The organism is Rhizobium sp. O111 (assembly GCF_055616315.1).
Genome location: NZ_JBSHXL010000001.1, coordinates 922,104 through 941,173, shown reverse-complemented (window position 1 = coordinate 941,173; position 19,070 = coordinate 922,104). Strand labels below are relative to the sequence as shown.

The 19,070-nt window shown below is 61.2% G+C and carries 20 protein-coding genes; 12 read left to right on the top strand and 8 right to left on the bottom strand.

Annotated elements, in window-relative coordinates; all coding sequences use genetic code 11:
* Window positions 1-8 precede the first annotated feature (8 nt).
* The 7 genes from ACVTFQ_RS04735 to pstB all read left to right on the top strand — a co-directional run bounded on the left by ACVTFQ_RS04735 (window position 9) and on the right by pstB (window position 6,862).
* Window positions 9-959, top strand: coding sequence for a peptidylprolyl isomerase (locus tag ACVTFQ_RS04735; RefSeq protein WP_111561122.1), 951 nt, complete (start codon window positions 9-11; stop codon window positions 957-959).
* Between the two features lie 5 nt (window positions 960-964).
* On the top strand, window positions 965-1,990 hold the full coding sequence (gene pdxA / locus ACVTFQ_RS04730) for a 4-hydroxythreonine-4-phosphate dehydrogenase PdxA (RefSeq protein WP_111561529.1): 1,026 nt from the start codon (window positions 965-967) through the stop codon (window positions 1,988-1,990).
* A complete protein-coding gene (gene rsmA / locus ACVTFQ_RS04725; RefSeq protein WP_111561121.1) occupies window positions 1,990-2,817 on the top strand; it encodes a 16S rRNA (adenine(1518)-N(6)/adenine(1519)-N(6))-dimethyltransferase RsmA in 828 nt (275 codons plus the stop codon). Before pdxA ends, rsmA begins: the two co-directional genes overlap by 1 nt.
* A gap of 303 nt (window positions 2,818-3,120) precedes the next feature.
* Window positions 3,121-4,143 carry a phosphate ABC transporter substrate-binding protein PstS gene (gene pstS, locus ACVTFQ_RS04720; RefSeq protein WP_111561119.1) on the top strand — a complete coding sequence of 341 codons (1,023 nt, stop codon included), beginning with the start codon at window positions 3,121-3,123 and terminating at the stop codon, window positions 4,141-4,143.
* Between the two features lie 84 nt (window positions 4,144-4,227).
* The gene (gene pstC, locus ACVTFQ_RS04715) at window positions 4,228-5,205 is read left to right on the top strand and encodes a phosphate ABC transporter permease subunit PstC (protein ID WP_111561118.1); all 978 of its coding nucleotides are present in this window, start codon (window positions 4,228-4,230) and stop codon (window positions 5,203-5,205) included.
* Between the two features lie 2 nt (window positions 5,206-5,207).
* Entirely contained in the window at window positions 5,208-6,056 is an 849-nt protein-coding gene (gene pstA / locus ACVTFQ_RS04710; protein ID WP_111561117.1) for a phosphate ABC transporter permease PstA, read from the top strand.
* Window positions 6,056-6,862, top strand: a complete 807-nt coding sequence (gene pstB / locus ACVTFQ_RS04705; protein WP_111561116.1) for a phosphate ABC transporter ATP-binding protein PstB — start codon at window positions 6,056-6,058, stop codon at window positions 6,860-6,862. The genes pstA and pstB overlap by 1 nt, the downstream gene beginning before the upstream one ends.
* Window positions 6,863-6,907: 45 nt before the next feature.
* On the opposite strand, the gene gmk is transcribed toward pstB, so the two are convergent.
* The 7 genes from gmk to fabD form a co-directional block, all read right to left on the bottom strand.
* A complete protein-coding gene (gene gmk / locus ACVTFQ_RS04700; protein WP_111561115.1) occupies window positions 6,908-7,573 on the bottom strand; it encodes a guanylate kinase in 666 nt (221 codons plus the stop codon).
* A gap of 3 nt (window positions 7,574-7,576) precedes the next feature.
* Window positions 7,577-8,464 (bottom strand): YicC/YloC family endoribonuclease, encoded by an 888-nt coding sequence (locus ACVTFQ_RS04695; RefSeq protein ID WP_111561114.1) that lies wholly within the window; start codon window positions 8,462-8,464, stop codon window positions 7,577-7,579.
* Between the two features lie 17 nt (window positions 8,465-8,481).
* The gene (mltG, locus tag ACVTFQ_RS04690) at window positions 8,482-9,717 is read right to left on the bottom strand and encodes an endolytic transglycosylase MltG (protein ID WP_047513340.1); all 1,236 of its coding nucleotides are present in this window, start codon (window positions 9,715-9,717) and stop codon (window positions 8,482-8,484) included.
* Between the two features lie 117 nt (window positions 9,718-9,834).
* The gene (fabF, locus tag ACVTFQ_RS04685; protein WP_111561113.1) at window positions 9,835-11,097 is read right to left on the bottom strand and encodes a beta-ketoacyl-ACP synthase II; all 1,263 of its coding nucleotides are present in this window, start codon (window positions 11,095-11,097) and stop codon (window positions 9,835-9,837) included.
* Window positions 11,098-11,190: 93 nt separating this feature from the next.
* Complete coding sequence (locus tag ACVTFQ_RS04680; RefSeq protein WP_003502080.1) at window positions 11,191-11,427, bottom strand: acyl carrier protein; 237 nt, start codon at window positions 11,425-11,427, stop codon at window positions 11,191-11,193.
* Window positions 11,428-11,718: 291 nt separating this feature from the next.
* Entirely contained in the window at window positions 11,719-12,456 is a 738-nt protein-coding gene (fabG, locus tag ACVTFQ_RS04675; RefSeq protein ID WP_018898755.1) for a 3-oxoacyl-[acyl-carrier-protein] reductase, read from the bottom strand.
* A gap of 29 nt (window positions 12,457-12,485) precedes the next feature.
* A complete protein-coding gene (gene fabD, locus ACVTFQ_RS04670) occupies window positions 12,486-13,430 on the bottom strand; it encodes an ACP S-malonyltransferase (RefSeq protein ID WP_111561112.1) in 945 nt (314 codons plus the stop codon).
* Window positions 13,431-13,637: 207 nt separating this feature from the next.
* Between fabD and ACVTFQ_RS04665 the strand changes: the two genes are divergently transcribed.
* On the top strand, window positions 13,638-14,681 hold the full coding sequence (locus ACVTFQ_RS04665; protein WP_111561111.1) for an aldo/keto reductase: 1,044 nt from the start codon (window positions 13,638-13,640) through the stop codon (window positions 14,679-14,681).
* A gap of 42 nt (window positions 14,682-14,723) precedes the next feature.
* Here the strand turns inward: ACVTFQ_RS04665 and ACVTFQ_RS04660 are convergent, their stop codons facing one another.
* Window positions 14,724-16,217, bottom strand: coding sequence for a Dyp-type peroxidase (locus ACVTFQ_RS04660; protein WP_112437294.1), 1,494 nt, complete (start codon window positions 16,215-16,217; stop codon window positions 14,724-14,726).
* A 389-nt stretch (window positions 16,218-16,606) separates the two neighbouring features.
* Here ACVTFQ_RS04660 and rpsF point away from each other — a divergent pair, with 389 nt between their 5' ends.
* The 4 genes from rpsF (at window position 16,607) to rplI (ending at window position 19,066) form a co-directional block, all read left to right on the top strand.
* Window positions 16,607-17,065 carry a 30S ribosomal protein S6 gene (gene rpsF, locus ACVTFQ_RS04655; protein WP_018898759.1) on the top strand — a complete coding sequence of 153 codons (459 nt, stop codon included), beginning with the start codon at window positions 16,607-16,609 and terminating at the stop codon, window positions 17,063-17,065.
* Window positions 17,066-17,077: 12 nt separating this feature from the next.
* Window positions 17,078-17,326, top strand: coding sequence for a 30S ribosomal protein S18 (rpsR, locus tag ACVTFQ_RS04650; protein WP_007531286.1), 249 nt, complete (start codon window positions 17,078-17,080; stop codon window positions 17,324-17,326).
* A 156-nt stretch (window positions 17,327-17,482) separates the two neighbouring features.
* Window positions 17,483-18,469 carry a YybS family protein gene (locus ACVTFQ_RS04645; RefSeq protein WP_111561109.1) on the top strand — a complete coding sequence of 329 codons (987 nt, stop codon included), beginning with the start codon at window positions 17,483-17,485 and terminating at the stop codon, window positions 18,467-18,469.
* Between the two features lie 21 nt (window positions 18,470-18,490).
* Complete coding sequence (rplI, locus tag ACVTFQ_RS04640; protein ID WP_018898761.1) at window positions 18,491-19,066, top strand: 50S ribosomal protein L9; 576 nt, start codon at window positions 18,491-18,493, stop codon at window positions 19,064-19,066.
* Window positions 19,067-19,070 lie beyond the last annotated feature (4 nt).

Genomic DNA, 19,070 nt, shown 5'->3' with positions numbered 1-19,070 from the left:
GTCGACAGATGATTGGCGCGAAGAACACCGTAAGAACGATGATCGCAGGCTTGGCGTTCGCCACTGTCGCTGGCTTTGCACTGCCGAAGGCCAATATGGCCTATGCCGCGAGCGAAGTCCGCGTGGTCGTCAACGGCACGGCTCTCACCAGCGGTGATGTGGCCAAGCGCCAGGCCTTCCTGCGCCTGCAGCACCAAAAAGCGGACGCCAAGGCTGCTGAAGACCAGCTTATCGAGCAGACGTTGAAGGAACAGGAAATCTCGCGCGTCCGCATGTCGGTGTCCAAGGACGACGTAGACGCTTCCTTCGCGCGCTTTGCCACCGGCAACAAGCTGACGACCGCGCAGATGACGCAGATCCTCAACCAGGCAGGTGTCGGCGTCGACCACTTCAAGGCATTCATCGCCGTACAGATGAGCTGGCCGCGCCTCGTCAACGCCCGCTATGGCAACAGCAACAAGATGTCGAACGCCGACCTCGTTGCCCGTATGATGGAAAACAACAAGCAGAAGCCGGAGACCACCGAGTATATCCTGCAGCAGATGATCTTCGTCGTGCCCGCCAGCAAGAAGGGCATCGTCGGCAAGCGCAAGAGCGAAGCGGAAGCCTCGCGCTCGAAGTACCCAGGCTGCGAACAGGCCAAGGTTTTCGCCGCCACGATGCGTGACGTTTCCGTTCGCGACCTCGGCCGCATGCTGGCGCCGGAACTGCCGCCTGAGTGGAAGCCGCTGGTCGAACAGGCCAAGGGCAACACCACGGCAACGCGCGTGACCGAAAAGGGCGTCGAATATCTTGCAATCTGCAGCCAGCGCCAGGTCTCTGACGACCAGGCAGCCGAAATGGTCTTCCGTGAAGAAGATCTGAACAAGGCCAAGGACAAGAACGCGCCGCCGGAAAACGCCAACGCTACCAAGTATCTCGACGAACTGCGCAAGAAAGCGCAGATCGTTCGCCGCTAATGTCGATGACGCTCGCGTTTTCTCGTCCGCTTGCACTGAGCCAGGGCGATCCTGCCGGGATCGGCCCTGACGTCACATTGATGGCCTGGCTGCGCCGCCGCGAGCTTGGCCTGCCGCCTTTTATTTTCATCGGTGATCCCGACGTCCTTGCCACCCGCGCGCGGATGCTGGATCTGACCGTCGCGATCCGCGAGACGGACTGCGCCGGCGCGATCGACGTCTTCGCCGACGCCCTTCCCGTTCTGCCGATCCCCGCAGGAATTGAAGTCATCGCCGGCGAAGCGCATGTCGCGACGGCTCGAGGGACGATTGCAGCGATCGAGCAGGCTGTATCGCTGACGATCCGCGGCGAAGCGCTTGGCGTCGTCACCAACCCGATCGCCAAGTCCGTTCTCTACGAGAGCGGTTTCCGTTTTCCCGGACATACCGAGTTTCTGGCTGAGCTTGCGAAACGTGCAACCGGCACGCCCGTGACACCCGTCATGATGCTCGCCGGGCCGAAGCTTCGCACGATCCCCGTCACAATCCACATCCCGATCAAGGATGTGCCTCAGGCGCTGACGGCGGAGCTGATCGTCGAGACCTGCCGGATCGCGCATGCCGATCTCGTCCAGCGCTTTGGCATCACCAATCCACGCCTCGCCGTCGCTGGCCTCAATCCGCATGCCGGCGAAGATGGCGCCATCGGCAAGGAAGATGCCAACGTCATCCACCCCGCGATCCAGTTCCTTCGCGCAGAAGGCATCGATGCGATCGGTCCCCTGCCCGCCGACACCATGTTCCACGACGAGGCGCGCGCGCGCTACGATGTGGCAGTCTGCATGTATCACGACCAGGCTCTGATCCCGGCAAAGGCGCTCGGCTTCGACGATGCCGTCAACGTGACGCTTGGCCTGCCCTTCATCCGCACATCGCCCGACCACGGCACGGCCTTCGGCATCGCCGGCAAGGGGCTGGCGCGCGAGAGCAGCCTGGTCGCCGCCCTGAAGCTTGCCGGGCATCTCGGTCGCGTTTCCAAGAGCAATTCCTGATGGCCGCACTCGACGGATTGCCGCCGCTGAGCGACGTCATCAGGCGGCATGGGCTGGATGCGCGCAAGGCGCTTGGGCAGAACTTCATTCTCGACCTCAACCTCACGCAGAAGGTGGCGCGTAACGCTGGCCCGCTCGAAGACGCGACGGTGTTCGAGGTCGGGCCTGGTCCCGGTGGCCTGACGCGGGCGATCCTTGCGCTCGGCGCCAAGAAGGTCATCGCCGTCGAGCGCGATCCGCGTTGTCTGCCGGCGCTGGCAGAAGTATCGGCGCATTATCCCGGCCGGCTTGAGGTTATCGAAGGCGACGCTTTGACCACCGATTTCGAGGCGCTGGCCCCCGAGGGACCGGTGAAGATCATCGCCAACCTTCCCTATAATGTCGGGACCCAGCTTCTGGTGAACTGGTTGCTGCCGAAGCAATGGCCGCCGTTCTGGCAATCGCTGACGCTGATGTTCCAGAAGGAAGTGGGCTTGCGTATCGTCGCTGACGAGGAAGACGATCACTACGGGCGTCTCGGCGTGCTCTGCGGTTGGCGTACGAACGCACACATGGCGTTCGACATCCCGCCGCAGGCCTTCACGCCTCCGCCGAAGGTAACCTCGACGGTGGTGCATCTGACGCCGAACGAGAACCCGATCCCCTGCTCCGTTGCCAATCTCGAAAAAGTGACCCAGGCGGCCTTCGGGCAGCGCCGAAAGATGCTGCGCCAGAGCCTGAAGCCGATCGGCGGCGAGAAACTGCTCGAGAAGGCCGGCATCGATCCGCAGAGACGTGCCGAGACGCTTTCGGTCGAGGAATTCTGCCTCCTGGCCAACAGCCTCTAATCCCTGCACACCTCATCAAAATCAACGCTAGCTTGCGCGGAGGCGGCGGTCTTCTATGCTGTTAAAACACTACAATTCCAGTCGTCTTGACTTGGGAAAACGAAGTATTTCCGCGCCCGGAAACCAAGTTTTTCTCGATGATCCGCTTTAACATCGCGTGAATGCGGTTTGCCTCATCGGCTGTCATGAAACTGTTATCTCTGGGGAATAGCCCGTTCCCGGCGAGACTCGTTGCGCAAGCAAACAAGTAGCCCCCTATTGATCTCGCCGTCATCTTTTCAGCTTTCAGGAAAGCGAACCCTTATGCGTACCAGCAGATTTTTGACGACCTGTTTCGGCATCGGCCTTGCGGCCGTCATGGCCGCCTCCGCTTCCGCCGCCGATATCACCGGCGCCGGCTCCACCTTCGTTTACCCGGTTCTCTCCAAGTGGTCGGCTGACTACAACAAGAAGACCGGCGACAAGCTGAACTATCAGTCGATCGGTTCTGGCGGCGGTATCGCTCAGATCAAGGCCGCAACGGTCGATTTCGGCGCCTCCGACAAGCCGCTTGAATCCAAGGAACTGACGGATGGCGGCTTCGGCCAGTTTCCGCTGGTTGTCGGCGGCATCGTTCCCGTCATCAACGTCAAGGGCATCAAGTCGGGCGAGCTGAAGCTCACCGGCAAGGTTCTGGCCGACATCTACCTCGGCAACGTCACCAAGTGGAACGACAAGGCCATTGCCGACCTGAACCCGGGCGTCAAGCTGCCGGATTCGCAGATCGCCGTCGTTCACCGCTCGGACGGTTCGGGCACCAGCTTCAACTGGACCAACTACTTTTCGAAGGTCAATGCCGACTGGAAGTCCAAGGTTGGTGAAGGCACCGCCGTCAACTGGCCCGTCGGCATCGGCGGCAAGGGCAACGAAGGCGTCGCAGCCTACGTCACGCGCGTGAAGGACTCGATCGGTTACGTCGAGTACGCCTATGCGCTGCAGAACAAGCTGCCCTACGTCCTGATCGAAAACGCTGCCGGCAAGTATCCGAAGCCGAACGCCGAGAGCTTCGCTGCTGCCGCTGCAAGCGCCGAGTGGGACAAGGCTCAGGACTTCAACCTGATCATGACCAACGCTCCTGGCGATAAGGCCTGGCCGGTCACGGCTACGACCTGGGCAATCATGTACAAGCAGGCCAAGGACGAAGCTCGCTCCAAGGCTGCCTTCGAGTTCTTCAAGTGGGCGCTTGAGAACGGCCAGAAGCAGGCTTCCTCGCTCGACTACGTTCCGCTTCCCGATAGCCTCGTGAAGCAGATCGAAGCCTACTGGACCGCCCAGTTCAAGGGTTGATCCCCACACTGTCGAAACGGTCGGAGAGTTCTGCTTTCCGGCCGGCTTAACTTTGATTGCCCCTCAAAGATTAGAGAACAGACAATGAGCCAAGTTTTGGCATCGCAGCGCGCCGAAAGTGTCGGCGTGAAGCGTCGCCATGGCGCGACCGGCGACATGGTATTTTCTGCGATCGTGCTGTGCTGCGGCATGTTCGTACTGATTGCACTTCTGGCAGCGACCTTTTCCATGGGGTGGGGCGGCCTTCTTGCCTTCCGCACCTTCGGCCTGGAATTCCTCTACGGCACCGAATGGGATCCCGTCGCACAGAAATTCGCCGGCCTCGTGCCGATCTACGGAACGCTGGTCACCTCGGCGCTGGCGATGATCATCGGTGTCCCCATCAGCCTCGGCATCGCGGTGTTCGTCACCGAAGTGGCGCCACGCTGGGCGCGCGGACCGATCGGCGGCGCCATCGAGCTGCTCGCCGGCATTCCGAGCATCATCTACGGCATGTGGGGCCTTTTCACCTTCGCCCCCTTCATGTCCGATTATATCCAGCCTGTCCTGATCGACTGGCTCGGTCCGCTGCCTGTCATCGGTGCGCTGTTTTCTGGTGCACCCATGGGGATCGGCATGCTGACGTCGGGCATCGTGCTCGCCATCATGATCATCCCCTATATCGCTTCGGTGATGCGCGACGTCTTCCTCGTCGTGCCCGCACAGCTGAAGGAATCGGCATACGCGCTCGGCTCGACCAAATGGGAGGTCGTGCGCGATATCGTCATTCCCCACACGCGCACGGCCGTCGTCGGCGGCATCTTCCTCGGCCTCGGCCGCGCGCTCGGCGAGACCATGGCCGTCACCTTCGTGCTCGGGAATACCCACAATATCGCGATCTCGCTGATGGAACCCGGCAACTCGATCGCCGCGGCCATCGCCAACGAGTTCACCGAGGCCGACACGGATCTCTATCTGTCGTCGCTGATCGGCCTCGGCTTCATCCTCTTCGTGGTCACCTTCATCGTTCTGGCGGCCGCCAAGCTGATGCTGCTCCGGATCGCCAGGCAGAAGGGAGAATAATCATGACGACATCCAACTCCCTTTACCGCTACCGGCAGATCAAGAGCGCCATCGCCTTGTCTCTCGCAACCGTCGCCACGGTGATCGGCCTCATCTTCCTCGTCTGGATCCTGTGGACGACGTTGATCAACGGCATCGCGGCGCTCAGCCCTCGCCTGCTGACCGAAATGACCCCGCCACCCGGCGAAGACGGCGGCCTGGCGAATGCCTTCATGGGGAGCCTTCTGATCGTCCTGATGGCCGTTGTTCTCGGCACGCCGATCGGGATCCTCGCCGGCACCTATCTTTCGGAATACAGCCGCGGCAAGAAGATCGGCGATCTCGTTCGTTTCGTGAACGACATCCTGCTCAGCGCGCCGTCGATCATCATCGGCCTGTTCATCTACGAGCTGGTAGTGCGCCAGACCGGGCGCTTTTCGGGCTATGCCGGCGGTATCGCGCTCGGCTTCATCTTCCTGCCGGTCGTGGTGCGCACAACCGACGAGATGCTGCGGCTGGTGCCCGACGTCATGCGCGAGGCCGCACTTTCGCTCGGCATCCCGCGCTGGAAGGTGACGGTGCATGTGCTCTATCGCGCAGCGTCTGCCGGTATCCTGACCGGCGTGCTGCTTGCCGTGGCGCGTATCTCCGGCGAGACCGCGCCACTTCTCTTCACCGCACTCAACAACCAGTACTGGAGCACGGACATGTCCGGGCCAATGGCCAACATTCCCGTCGTGATCTTCCAGTACGCGATGAGCCCCTATGACGAGTGGCATACGCTCGCCTGGGCCGGCGCCTTCGTCATGACCGCCATTGTGCTGCTGCTCAGTGTCGGATCACGAATCATCCTGAGCAGACGGGGGAAATAATGCTGCAATCTTCCAGCGCACTCGACACCGGCAGGACCGCGAATACCATGAAGACCGACAAGATCACGCTCGAAAACGTCAACTTTTTCTACGGGAAGACGCAGGCGATCCGCGATGTCAGCATCAGCTTTCCGGAGCGGCAGGTCTCGGCCCTGATCGGCCCGTCCGGCTGTGGCAAGTCCACGCTGCTGCGCATCCTCAACCGCATCTACGCGCTCTATCCGGGCATGCGGGCAACGGGTACCGTGAAGCTCGATGGCGACAACATTCTCGACCCCCGCTATCCGATGAACGAGCTGCGTGCCCGCGTCGGCATGGTGTTCCAGAAGCCGGTCCCCTTCCCCATGTCGATCTACGACAACGTCGCCTATGGCATCCGCCATCATGAGCGGCTGTCGAAGACGGAGATGGACGGGCGTGTCGAGGAAGCGCTTCGGCAGGCGGCTCTGTGGGACGAGGTCAAGGACAAGCTCAAGCAGAGCGGTCTCGGCCTCTCCGGCGGTCAGCAGCAGCGTCTGTGCATCGCGCGTGGCGTGGCGCTCAGGCCTGAGGTTCTGCTGCTCGACGAGCCGACATCGGCGCTCGACCCGATCTCGACCGCCAAGGTCGAGGAACTGATCGCGCAGCTGAAGGCGAATTTCACTATCGTCATCGTGACCCACAACATGCAGCAGGCGGGCCGTATCTCCGACAATACCGCCTTCATGTATCTGGGCGAGCTTATCGAGCATGGCCCGACATCGCAGATATTCGAGGCGCCGAAGAACAAGCGGACCGAAGACTACATCACCGGCCGCTACGGCTGATCATCGTCTAGGAATGACGCCGGCGCGAAGGCGCCGGCGGATGGATCAGAGCACCGGCGTCTCTTCGATCAGGCCGGTCACGAAGTCGAACATGCCGTGGCGGCGATCGCGGCGAAGGCGTTCGGCACGGACGATCGACTGTACGGCCTCGAAGGCTGTGTTCAGGTCGTCGTTGACGATGACATAATCATATTCGCGCCAGTGGGCGATCTCGGCGCGGGAATTGGCGAGACGCGTGGCGATCACCTCTTCTGAATCCTCTGCACGGCGGTGCAGGCGCGACTGGAGCTCGGTCATGGTCGGCGGCAGCACGAAGATCGATACGATATCGGCCTTCATCTTTTCCTGCAGCTGCAGCGCGCCCTGCCAGTCGATATCGAACAGCATGTCGCGGCCATCGGCCATGGCGGCCTCCACCGGCTCGCGCGGGGTGCCGTAGAAATTTCCATGCACTTCCGCCCATTCGAGCAGCTCGCCGCTGTCGCGCATGCGCTCGAACTGCGGGATGGTGATGAAATGATAGTGCGTGCCGGCAATCTCGCTCGGGCGACGCTGGCGCGTCGTGACGCTAACCGAGATCTCGAGGCTGCGGTCGCGCTCCAGGAGGTTGCGCGCGATGGTCGACTTGCCGGCGCCCGAAGGCGAAGACAGGACAAGCATCAGCCCGCGACGGGGGATCACGGTGGGGGTGCTCGACGGGGTCGGGCTCATGGCTCACTCCAAATTCTGAACTTGCTCGCGGAACTGGTCGATGACCACTTTCAACTCAATACCGGCCGCTGTCACGGCAGCCGCATTGGACTTCGAGCATATTGTATTCGATTCCCGGTTAAATTCCTGTGCAAGGAAATCGAGCTTTCGACCGATAGGGCCGCCCTTGGCGAGCAGGTCGCGCGCGGCGGCCACGTGTGCCTTCAGGCGGTCGATCTCTTCGCGCAGATCGGCCTTGGTCGCCAGGATCGCCGCCTCGGCATGGAGCCTGTCCTGGTCGAACTTGCCGGATGCATCCATCAGCATCGCGACCTGAGCCGCGAGCCGTGCCGCGATCTCGCGTGGCGAACGCGACGGGTCGCTTTCCACAACACCAGTCAGACGCTCGATGATCGCCACTTGGTCGAGGAGCACGCGGGACAGAGCCGCCCCCTCCTGCTCGCGCATATGCCGGAGATCGGTCAGCGCCAGCGAAAGGCCATTCATGATCTCGGCATCGCGCGCAGCGATGGCTTCCGGGCTATCCTCGGTCTCGCGGAAATCGACGATGCCGCGGATGCCGAGAAGCGTATCGAGCTTCAGCGGCGCCGGGTCGATGATATCAGCCAGTTGATCGCGCAGCGACAGAACGGCGGCAAGCGCTTCCTGGTTGAGAACAGTCTCGACGCGGCTTTCGGGCGACGAGACGGACAACGACACCTGCATATTGCCGCGGCTGAACTGCTCGCCGGCAAGCCGCTTGACGTCGTTTTCCAGCCGCTCGAGGCCTGGCGGCAGGCGCAGACGGATATCCAGGCCCTTGCCGTTTACCGAGCGCAGTTCCCAGGCCCAGCGCCAGCGATCGGTCGTGCCTTCGCGCCGCGCAAAACCCGTCATGGACTGCAAAGCCATGGAAGCCTCCGATAGTGTCAGTTTCTCTTTTTCTTCGGAGCCGGAGCGGGCGCTGCCGGCGCATCGGCGGGCGTTGCCGCATCGGGCTGCCCGTCGACCGCAATATTCGGATCGGCGCCCTTGTCTGCCTCCAGCTTGCGCCAGCGCCGGACATTGGCGTTGTGGTCCTCAAGCGTGGCGGCGAAGACATGGCCACCCGTGCCGTCGGCCACAAAATAGAGGTCCTGCGTCTTCCACGGATTGGCGACAGCTTCCAGCGCATCGCGACCGGGATTGGCGATCGGCGTCGGCGGCAGGCCCTTGATCACATAGGTGTTGAAGGGCGTCTCTTTCTTGAGATCCGACTGGTAGATCGGCCGGTCGGCCGGCTTGCCGTCGCCGCCGAACAATCCGTAGATGATCGTCGGGTCCGACTGCAGGCGCATGCCCTTGCCCAGGCGGTTCAGGAAGACCGAGGCCACGTGGGCGCGCTCGTCCGGAACGCCGGTTTCCTTTTCCACGATCGAGGCGAGCACGATCATCTCGTCCTTCGACTTGAAGGGCAGCGAGGGATCGCGCTTGTCCCAGATCTGGTCCACGAGCTTCTGCTGGGCGGCGGCCATCTGCTCGATGATCTCGGCGCGCTTGGTGCCGCGCGAGAACTTGTAGGTATCCGGGCGCAGGCTGCCCTCCGCCGGCAGGACGGTCGGGAGGTCGCCCTCAAGCACCTGGTCCTCGTTCATTCGGTTGAACATCTGGCGGACGCTCAGGCCCTCGGGGAAGGAGATCGAATAGAGAATGGACTTGCCTGACTTCAGCAGTTCCATGATCTCGTTCATCGAGGCATGCGCCTTGATTTCATACTCACCGGCCTTGAGGCTTTCGCCATCGTTCAGATGGGTGGCGGTGAGATAGCGGAAGACGCGGCCATCGGAGATGATGTTGTTGCGCTCCAGATTGAACGCGATCTCGGTGATGCCTGCGCCGTTGCGCACGATGAAATTGGTGTTGGCCTCCAGCGGACCGGGGCTCTGGTAGGTGGAAATCGCATAGTAGAAGACGACGACCGCTGCGGCGCAGCCGAGCACGACCAGCGTCATCAGGAAGTTCAGGAAAATGACGACCTGGCTTCTGGCCTTCTTGGAGCGCTTCGGCGGCTCCGGCACGCGCTCAGGGCGCAGCGCTTCGGTTGGCGATTTCGGAATGATCGGGCCACTCTGCGACTGCTGGCCCTGCTGGCCGGTCGTGTCGTTGCTCTGGTTCGTATCGCTCACCGGCAATCCTCTAAATTTGGCCCCAAAAGCTGCTTCTTGCGAAGCAATGCGGCGAAATGCGGGTGGGCAGCCATCGGATTGGACTGCCCTGCCCGTTGCGGACGTCGTGGGTCAGTCTCAGGCGACGTAGCGGCGCAGCACCAGCGATGCGTTTGTACCGCCGAATCCGAACGAATTCGACAGCGCCACGTTCACTTCCCGTTGACGCGCCTTGTGCGGGACGAGATCGATCTTCGTCTCGCGCTCGGGGTTGTCGAGATTGAGCGTCGGCGGCACGACGTTGTCGCGGATCGAAAGCGTCGCGAAGATCGCCTCGATCGCGCCGGCGGCACCCAGGAGGTGACCGGTGGCGGACTTGGTCGAGGACATGGAGATCTTCGACGCGGCATCGCCGACCAGGCGCTCGACGGCGCCGAGCTCGATCGTGTCGGCCATGGTCGATGTGCCGTGGGCGTTGATGTAGTCGATATCGCCAGGAGTCAGACCAGCGCGCTTCAGCGCCATTGCCATGCAGCGGCCGGCGCCTTCGCCATCTTCCGAAGGCGCGGTGATGTGGTAGGCGTCGCCCGACAGGCCGTAGCCGACGACTTCGGCGTAGATCCGTGCGCCGCGCGCCAGGGCATGTTCGAGCTCTTCGAGAACGACGATGCCGGCGCCCTCGCCCATGACAAAGCCGTCGCGGTCCTTGTCGTATGGGCGCGAGGCCTTGGTGGGGTCGTCGTTGTGCTGTGTCGACAGCGCCTTGCAGGCCGCGAAACCGGCGAGCGAGATGCGGCTGACCGGCGATTCGGTGCCGCCGGCGACCATGACATCAGCATCGCCGAAAGCGATCAGACGGGCAGCATCGCCAATGGCGTGCGCGCCGGTCGAGCAGGCGGTGACGACGGAGTGGTTCGGGCCGCGCAGCTTGTGACGGATCGAGACCTGGCCGGATACGAGGTTGATCAGACGGCCGGGAATGAAGAAAGGAGAGATACGGCGCGGGCCCTTGTCGCGCAGCGTGTAGCCTGCCTCGACGATGCCTTCGATGCCGCCAATGCCGGAGCCGATGAGGACGCCGGTGGCAATCTGGTCTTCGTCGCTCTCGGGGTGCCAGTTGGCATCGTTGAGCGCCATGTCGGCCGCGGCCATGCCATAGACGATGAAAGGATCGACCTTGCGCTGTTCCTTGGGCTCCATCCAATCATCCTGATTGAAAGTGCCGCCGGTGCCATCGCCGACAGGGATACGGCATGCGATCTTGGCCGGAAGGTCATCGACTTCGAACTCGGTCACGAGGCGTGCGCCGTTTTCACCCGCCAGCAGGCGAGCCCAGGTCACTTCCGTGCCGCATCCCAAGGGAGACACCATGCCAGTGCCCGTAATAACCACCCGTCTCATCGACTGCATTCCCCCGCCTTTTGTGTTCTATGGAGACCATGCCAGAAATAAAAAGGGCGGACTCCGGGTCCGCCCTTTCTAAAGTGCTCAGGATTAAGCCTGGGCCTTTTCGATAAACTTAACGGCGTCGCCGACCGTCAGGATCGAGTCCGCAGCGTCGTCAGGAATTTCAACGCCGAATTCTTCTTCGAACGCCATGACCAGTTCGACGGTGTCGAGCGAGTCAGCGCCCAGATCGTCGATGAAGCTTGCGCCTTCGACAACCTTGTCGGCGTCGACGCCAAGATGATCAATAACAATTTTCTTTACGCGTTCTGCGATATCGCTCATGTCGGTTTCCTCGACCTTATAATCCTGATCAGAGAGCCTTTATGGCACCCTACCCTGTTTCAGCCTGCGGCGCCCTAAAGCCACCTTCGGCAAACTCGTTGTACCCGGCTACCAGAGATGTCCCAGGCTTGCTTGGAAAGCCTGCCGGTCCGTCTTCTTTCTCGGGAGACTGTTCACAGTCATGGCCCGATTAACACGGTTTATGTCTGCCGCAAAGCCAGAAAATCAACCCCATAGCGTTGGTGAACAGGCTATTGCGGGGAAAAACGGCCCGAAAGCCAGTTTTCCGTTTCAGATCATGGCCATGCCGCCATTTACATGCAAAGTCTGGCCCGTCATGTAGGCCGCTTCCGACGAAGCCAGGTAAGCAACGGCGGAGGCCACTTCGGCGCCCGTGCCCATGCGCTTCATCGGGATCGCGCCCATGATCGCGTCCTTCTGCTTGTCGTTCAGCTTGCCCGTCATCGCGCTTTCGATGAAGCCCGGAGCCACGCAGTTGACCGTCACGTTGCGGGTCGCGATCTCCTGCGCCAGCGACTTGGTGAAGCCGATCATGCCCGCCTTGGAGGCGCAGTAGTTGGCCTGGCCCGGATTGCCGGTGACGCCGACGATCGAGGTGATGTTGATGATGCGGCCATAGCGGCGGCGCATCATCGGATGTGTCAGCTCGCGGGTCAGGCGGAACATCGAGGTCAGGTTGACTTCGATGACGCTGTCCCAGTCCTCGTCCGACATGCGCACGAAGAGGCCGTCCTTGGTGATGCCGGCATTGTTGACGAGAATGTCGACGCCATCGAGTTCGGCTTCGGCCTTGACGCCGAGCGCCTTGACTTCGTCGCGATCGGCAAGGTTCGCCGGGAAGATCTTGACGCGGTCGCCGAGTTCATTGGCCAACGCCTCGAGCTTTTCAACGCGGGTGCCGTGCAGGCCGACGATGGCGCCCTGCTTGTGCAGGATGCGGGCGATTTCTTCGCCGATGCCGCCAGAGGCACCGGTTACCAGAGCCTTGCGGCCGGAGAGATCGAGCATGGAAGAATTCCTTGTAATCGTTAAATCAATCAGGCCAGAAGAGCGGCGACCGCCGCGTCGATATCAGCCGGTGTATTGACCGAGATGCCGGTCACGTTCTTGTCGATACGGCGCGCGAGGCCGGTCAGGACCTTGCCGGCGCCGAGTTCATAAAGCGTCGTCACGCCGTTTGCCGCGAACCACTCGACCGTTTCGCGCCAGCGAACCTGGCCGGTGACCTGTTCGACCAGCAGCTTGGCGATTTCGTCAGCGTCGGTGACGGGCGCGGCGCGCACGTTGGCGATGACGGGCACGACCGGGTTCGACTTCGCGACACCTGCCAGCGCTTCGCGCATTGCATCAGCGGCCGGCGCCATCAGCGCGGAATGGAACGGTGCGGAGACCGGCAGCAGGATGGCGCGCTTGGCGCCCTTTTCGGTGGCGATGGCTGCAGCCTTTTCGACCGGCGCCTTCTCACCCGAAATCACGATCTGTCCGCCACCGTTATCGTTGGCGATCTGGCAGGCGCCGAGAACCGAAGCTTCCTCGCAGACGGCAATCACGTCGGCATGTTCGAGGCCGATGATGGCGGCCATGGCGCCGACGCCGACAGGAACGGCTGCCTGCATCGCATTGCCGCGAATGCGCAGGAGGCGCGCAGTGTCAGCGATCGAGAACATGCCTGCGGCACAGAGAGCGGAGTATTCGCCGAGCGAGTGGCCGGCGACGTAGGAGACCTTGGCCTTGAGATCGACGCCCTTGGCTTCGAGCACGCGGATGACGGCCATCGACACGGCCATCAGCGCCGGCTGCGCATTGGCGGTCAGCGTCAGCTTCTCTTCCGGACCGTTGAACATGGTCTCGGACAGCTTCTCGCCGAGAGCGTCATCGACCTCTGCAAAAACGGCGCGCGCCTCGGCGAAATTCTCGGCAAGATCCTTGCCCATGCCGACGGCCTGACTGCCCTGGCCAGGGAACGTGAAAGCGATGGTCATCCTATGTCCTTTTTATATGGACCCGCGGTCATTTCGCCTCCAATTGACATTCTTTCCCCGAGAGTCAAGTGCCGGAGGCCTGCGTTCCAAGGCTTTCGCGACTGCAACAAAGCCGCACATTTGCTCTTGCGCTTGCTCAATTCCGGCCTAAATTCGCGCCGTCCTTCAAAGACCTCATTCTTTTAAGATCACGATTAAGGCTCCCGAATGAAACACAAGAAACTTGGTCGCACCGATATCTCGGTGTCCGAAATCTGCTTGGGCACGATGACCTGGGGTTCGCAGAACTCCGAAGCCGAAGCGCACGGCCAGATGGACTATGCGTTCGAAAAGGGCGTCAACTTCTTCGACACCGCCGAACTCTATCCGACCACGCCGCTTTCCCCGGAAACGCAGGGCCTTACCGAGGACTACATCGGCACCTGGCTCGAAAAGACCGGAAAGCGCAAGGATGTCGTGCTCGCCACCAAGGTCGCCGGCCCCGGGCGCGCCTATATTCGCGGCGGCGAAGGCGCTGATGCCAAGAATATCCGCCTGGCAATCGAAGCCAGCCTGAAGCGGCTGAAGACCGACTATATCGATCTCTACCAGATTCATTGGCCGGTTCGCGGTCACTTCCACTTCCGTCAGAACTGGCACTACGACCCCTTCAAGCAGGACCGCGCCAAGGCTGTCGCCAACATCACCGATATTCTCGAGACGATGGGCGAACTGGTGAAGGAAGGCAAGATCCGCGCGATCGGCCTCTCCAACGAGACGACCTGGGGCACGCAGAAGTATCTCACGATCGCCGAGCAGCTCGGCCTGCCGCGCGTCGTCAGCATCCAGAACGAGTACAACCTGCTCTATCGCCACTACGATCTCGACATGGCGGAAATGTCGCACCATGAAGATGTGGGCCTGCTCGCCTACTCGCCGCTCGCCGGCGGCATCCTGAGCGGCAAGTATATCGGCGGCGGCAAGCCCGAGGGATCGCGCGGCTCGATCAACGGCGACATCGGCGGACGCCTGCAGCCGCTGCAGGAAGCACCGACCAAGGCTTACGTGGAGATCGCCAAGCGCCACGGGCTCGACCCATCGGCCATGGCCATCGCATTCTGCCTGACCCGCCGCTTCATGACATCAGCCATCATCGGCGCGACGACCATGGCGCAGCTGACAACCGATATCGACGCGGCCGGCATCAAGCTCTCGAGCGATATTCTCGCCGAGATCGACAAGGTGCATCGCGAATATCCGATGCCGATTTGATTGGAAGAACCGGGCACCTTGGCGACAAGGCGCCCGGCCGCTTCACGCTATCGCGGCACCAGCAGCGGTCGGTTGGCCACGCTGCAGAAAACTGATCGACGGGGCGAAGAAATATGCGCCACCCATCAGCTTGATCGCGGTCTTGAAATCAAACTGCGCCGTCGACGCTGTCCTGGCATCCGTCCAATCTATGTCTCCGGGACCGTTCGGCTGCTGGCCGATGACAGGGTCGACAGCGGTGTTCTGATTTTTGAAATCCACGTTGTTAGCCCATGCGCTTTGCGTGAATTCGAACTGCTCGGAAATATTCGACATATAGGCCATGAACAGCAGGCCTACCTTGCCGGTCGGCTGATCGTGCTCGGAAAAATCCTCGTCGATACTGTCGCGATTGCGCTTTCCATAGGTGATGCCACGGCGGGCCATGATGCGTGAACGCTCCCCCGCGTCCCCTGCGGTTCGCGGATTGGTCTTTCGGATGTGCGCCTTGAAGGGACATTTCGCGGTCATTGGATCATCGTCCCCATAGCCGTCGTAATTGAAGTCGTTCGTCGGCACACCCGCCTGCTCTTCACCATGGAGCACAACCGGCGTGCCGTCTTCGAACCGTCCCACGACGAGCGCACCCGCTCGCTCTCTGTCGTCGCCGGCAAGTTTCAGAGCCGTCGCCAGTTCGTCTTCCTGTTTCTTGAACAGCTGCACGTTCTGCTCGAGCTTGCGGTAGACGAAATAGCTACCGCACGAGAAGGGTGTGCACTTGGCTGGATCCGGCACGATAAACTGCGATGGTACGAACTCCTCCAACCACGCCTTGTTTACCCGGAAGTCTTCGGCGAGGAAGAGCGGCTGGCTGACGCCATCGACGTATCCAAAATGCTCGAGGCCTTCCCCCTTAGGGCTTCCGCCCAACTGTCGGCGCCGTTGCGCCTCGCCCCGATCCACGCCGAGAATGGCGACATTGGCCTTTTCAAACGCCTCCTTCAGCGAAGCAAGACCGGCGGAGACGAGGCCAGCATCGTCATCGGCAATCAGGATCATGGCATCAGGATCACTCTGATCAGGGTCCCAAGGGCCACCCTTCTCCCAGTCAGACTTCGCAGGATCGTTGATACCCGGAAAGTCCCTCGGGATGTCCTTGAACTGGAGGCTGGGGAGCGTTCCCCGCGTCCGCATTCCGGCGAGAAAAGCTGCATCTGTCGGCATATCGCCCGGCGGAATGTCGAGCTTCTTATAGCCGCTAGCAGTCAGAAAGACGCACAGTACCCGTCCGCCGCTGACTTTCGTGGCGCCGTAGGCGGCAGCGGATCGCAATTGATCAAGTGCGGATGTGGTTAGATAGGATAACGTCTGCAGTAGTTCCCAAATCTGCTCTTTCTTCATCTCTTCAAAGCTCAGGAAAATATTCGCCGTATAATCCCGGCCGTGTCCCTTCAGAATATTGGATTGCAGATCACTCAAGAATGCCAGCATCTCGGCGTCTGACACCCACGTCTTCCACTCTACCGCACGATCAAGAATAGTCTGAACAGTCGCCATAACTTCCTCCGTTTAACGTATCGCGGTTGCATTTGGTTGTATTGTATATTTTATACACGCAATACGTTATACACCCGCTGATGGAAACGACAACACAGGCACACCAAAATCGCGTCCGCGCACAGCTTGCGGCTCCCGCCCCTTGCGTTCTCCTGAAAAATCCGTATAAGCCGCCCTGTTCGCAAAACCCGGTCTTCTGGCTGGTGGCTGAACGGAGGGCCGGTTTCCCACGGGAAATCGTTCGGAACGGAAGCGTTCCAGCCTCCCGTGTCTCCGCTCTCGACCGTCTCGGAACGCTTTTCTTGCCTGGGTTCACCCAATCAGGAGCAGTCGTTGAGGCTTAGCCGCCGAATATCGGGTTGAATAAACGCAAGAAAGGCAAAGCTGTCATGGCTCTTTATGAACATGTATTCCTTGCCCGACAGGATATTTCCGCTCAGCAGGTAGAAGCCCTCGTAGAACAGTACAAGGGCGTACTCGAAGCTAACGGCGGTAAGGTCGGGCGCGTAGAAAACTGGGGCCTCAAGTCCCTGACCTACCGCATCAAGAAGAACCGCAAGGCTCACTACGTTCTCGTCGACATCGACGCCCCGGCTGCTGCCGTGCAGGAAATGGAACGTCAGATGCGCATCAGCGAAGACGTCCTTCGCTACATGACCATCGCTGTTGAAGCTCACGAAGAAGGCCCGTCTGCCATGATGCAGAAGCGCGACCGCGACGACCGCGGCCCGCGTGATGGCGCCGACCGTGGCCCGCGTCGCGAATTCGGCGATCGTCCGCCGCGTCGTGATGGCGACTTCCAGCGTGGCCCGCGTCCCGATCGCGCTCCGCGCGAAGACCGTGCATAAGGAGAACTGAGAATGTCTGAATCTTCCTCCGCACCGGTACGTCGTCCGTTCCACCGTCGTCGCAAGACTTGCCCGTTCTCCGGCGCAAACGCTCCGCGTATCGACTACAAGGACGTTCGTCTCCTGCAGCGCTACATTTCCGAGCGCGGCAAGATCGTTCCTTCCCGTATCACGGCTGTTTCGCAGAAGAAGCAGCGCGAACTCGCTCAGGCGATCAAGCGCGCTCGTTTCCTCGGCCTGCTGCCGTACGTCGTCGCTTAATCAGCTGACGAGACCAAATCGAGGGAAGGCAACAATGCCTTCCCTTCTCCCTTTCGCGATGGGCGCGGATCGGAACCCTTAAAACCCATGTTGAGGCCTTTCTGAAACTGATTCAGGAAACGCCCTCTAACTGCTTGATGAAGCAGGACAGCGACCGTGAAACCACTGAATGCAAAAATGCTGGGCGTTGGAGCCCTCGCCGGGTTCGTCGCCGCACTTCTGGTGCTGGGCGCTGGCCGGCAGCCGTCGTCTTTCAGTGCTGTTCTCTACGCGGCTTCCGCGCTTCCCATTCTTCTTGTCGGCCTCGGCTGGGGCAACATGGCGGCGATCTCGGCCGTCATTACCGCCGCCGTCCTCGGCGCGATCGCCATCTCGCCGTCCTTCGCGCTGATGATGACGCTGGTCACGCTGCTGCCGGCAGGCTGGATCAGCCACCTCGCCAATCTCGCGCGCCCCGCTTCCGAACTCGGCGGCCCCGATCACCTGATGGCGTGGTATCCGCTGTCGGATATCCTGCTGCATCTCTGTGGCCTCGTGACGTTCGCCGTCATCGTCGTCGGCGTGATGATCGGCTATGGCCCCGAACTGATCGACCGTCTGGTCGACGTGCTCTTCACCTCGGTGGCGCAGCAGCAGTCCGATTTCGCGCCCGACGCGGCCGTGATCGCGCAGACCAAGTCGCTCGTTCTCCTGCTTCTGCCGGCGATCCAGGGCGGCATGTGGGTGGTTATGCTGTTTGCGGCCTATTACATCGCGACGCGCATCGTTGCTGCATCCGGCGGCGGGCTTCGTCCGCGCGAGGATATCCCCTCCTCGCTCCGGATGAACCGCAACACGATCTTCATCTTCCTTCTCGGGCTTGCCGCAACCTTTCTGGGCGGCATCCCGGCGATGGTCGGAGCAACCGTCGTCGGCACGTTCGGTGCCGGCTTCCTTCTCTCCGGTTTCGCCGCGCTGCATTTTCGCACGCGCGGCAAGGAATGGCGCCTGCCGGCGCTTATTCTCTGCTACCTGGCATCCCTCATGTTGATGCTGCCAGCCTTTTTCATCCTCGTTCTGGGGCTCAGCGATACCCGCAAGGCGATCGCGCTGACCCCGAACAAGGATGCTGATGCCCCCAAACAGACAGATTCGAAACTCTAGGAACACGAAAGGAAAACTGACATGGACGTCATTCTTCTCGAACGCATCTCCAAGCTCGGCCAGATGGGCGAAGTGGTAAAGGTCAAGGACGGCTTTGCCCGTAACTACCTGCTGCCGCTCGGCAAGGCTCTGCGCGCCAACGACGCCAACAAGAAGCGCTTCGAATCCGAGCGCGCAACGCTCGAAGCCCGCAACCTCGAGCGCAAGTCGGAAGCACAGACCGTTGCCGACGCTCTCGAAGGCAAGTCCTTCATCGTCGTTCGTTCGGCTGGCGAAACCGGCCAGATGTACGGCTCGGTCGCTGCTCGCGACGTCGTTGAAATCCTGGCTGCCGAAGGCTTCAACATCGGCCGCAACCAGGTTCACCTGAACACCCCGATCAAGACGATCGGTCTGCACCAGGTCGAACTGCAGCTGCATGCTGAAGTCGAAATCAAGATCGAGCTCAACGTTGCTCGTTCGGCTGACGAAGCTGAGCGCCAGGCCAAGGGCGAAACCCTGACGTCGGTTGACGCCATCTACGGCGTCGACGAAGACGCTCTGCGTCCGGAAGACTTCTTCGATCCGGAAGCCGACGGCAACGCCGAAGACGAATAAGGTT

What these genes read in the sequence shown, in the direction of transcription:
- ACVTFQ_RS04735 (WP_111561122.1), top strand. Translation starts at nt 9, where the DNA reads ATGATTGGCGCGAAGAACACCGTAAGAACGATGATCGCAGGCTTGGCG.
- pdxA (WP_111561529.1), top strand. Translation starts at nt 965, where the DNA reads ATGACGCTCGCGTTTTCTCGTCCGCTTGCACTGAGCCAGGGCGATCCT.
- rsmA (WP_111561121.1), top strand. Translation starts at nt 1,990, where the DNA reads ATGGCCGCACTCGACGGATTGCCGCCGCTGAGCGACGTCATCAGGCGG.
- pstS (WP_111561119.1), top strand. Translation starts at nt 3,121, where the DNA reads ATGCGTACCAGCAGATTTTTGACGACCTGTTTCGGCATCGGCCTTGCG.
- pstC (WP_111561118.1), top strand. Translation starts at nt 4,228, where the DNA reads ATGAGCCAAGTTTTGGCATCGCAGCGCGCCGAAAGTGTCGGCGTGAAG.
- pstA (WP_111561117.1), top strand. Translation starts at nt 5,208, where the DNA reads ATGACGACATCCAACTCCCTTTACCGCTACCGGCAGATCAAGAGCGCC.
- pstB (WP_111561116.1), top strand. Translation starts at nt 6,056, where the DNA reads ATGCTGCAATCTTCCAGCGCACTCGACACCGGCAGGACCGCGAATACC.
- gmk (WP_111561115.1), bottom strand. Translation starts at nt 7,573, where the DNA reads ATGAGCCCGACCCCGTCGAGCACCCCCACCGTGATCCCCCGTCGCGGG.
- ACVTFQ_RS04695 (WP_111561114.1), bottom strand. Translation starts at nt 8,464, where the DNA reads ATGGCTTTGCAGTCCATGACGGGTTTTGCGCGGCGCGAAGGCACGACC.
- fabF (WP_111561113.1), bottom strand. Translation starts at nt 11,097, where the DNA reads ATGAGACGGGTGGTTATTACGGGCACTGGCATGGTGTCTCCCTTGGGA.
- ACVTFQ_RS04680 (WP_003502080.1), bottom strand. Translation starts at nt 11,427, where the DNA reads ATGAGCGATATCGCAGAACGCGTAAAGAAAATTGTTATTGATCATCTT.
- fabG (WP_018898755.1), bottom strand. Translation starts at nt 12,456, where the DNA reads ATGCTCGATCTCTCCGGCCGCAAGGCTCTGGTAACCGGTGCCTCTGGC.
- fabD (WP_111561112.1), bottom strand. Translation starts at nt 13,430, where the DNA reads ATGACCATCGCTTTCACGTTCCCTGGCCAGGGCAGTCAGGCCGTCGGC.
- ACVTFQ_RS04665 (WP_111561111.1), top strand. Translation starts at nt 13,638, where the DNA reads ATGAAACACAAGAAACTTGGTCGCACCGATATCTCGGTGTCCGAAATC.
- ACVTFQ_RS04660 (WP_112437294.1), bottom strand. Translation starts at nt 16,217, where the DNA reads ATGGCGACTGTTCAGACTATTCTTGATCGTGCGGTAGAGTGGAAGACG.
- rpsF (WP_018898759.1), top strand. Translation starts at nt 16,607, where the DNA reads ATGGCTCTTTATGAACATGTATTCCTTGCCCGACAGGATATTTCCGCT.
- rpsR (WP_007531286.1), top strand. Translation starts at nt 17,078, where the DNA reads ATGTCTGAATCTTCCTCCGCACCGGTACGTCGTCCGTTCCACCGTCGT.
- rplI (WP_018898761.1), top strand. Translation starts at nt 18,491, where the DNA reads ATGGACGTCATTCTTCTCGAACGCATCTCCAAGCTCGGCCAGATGGGC.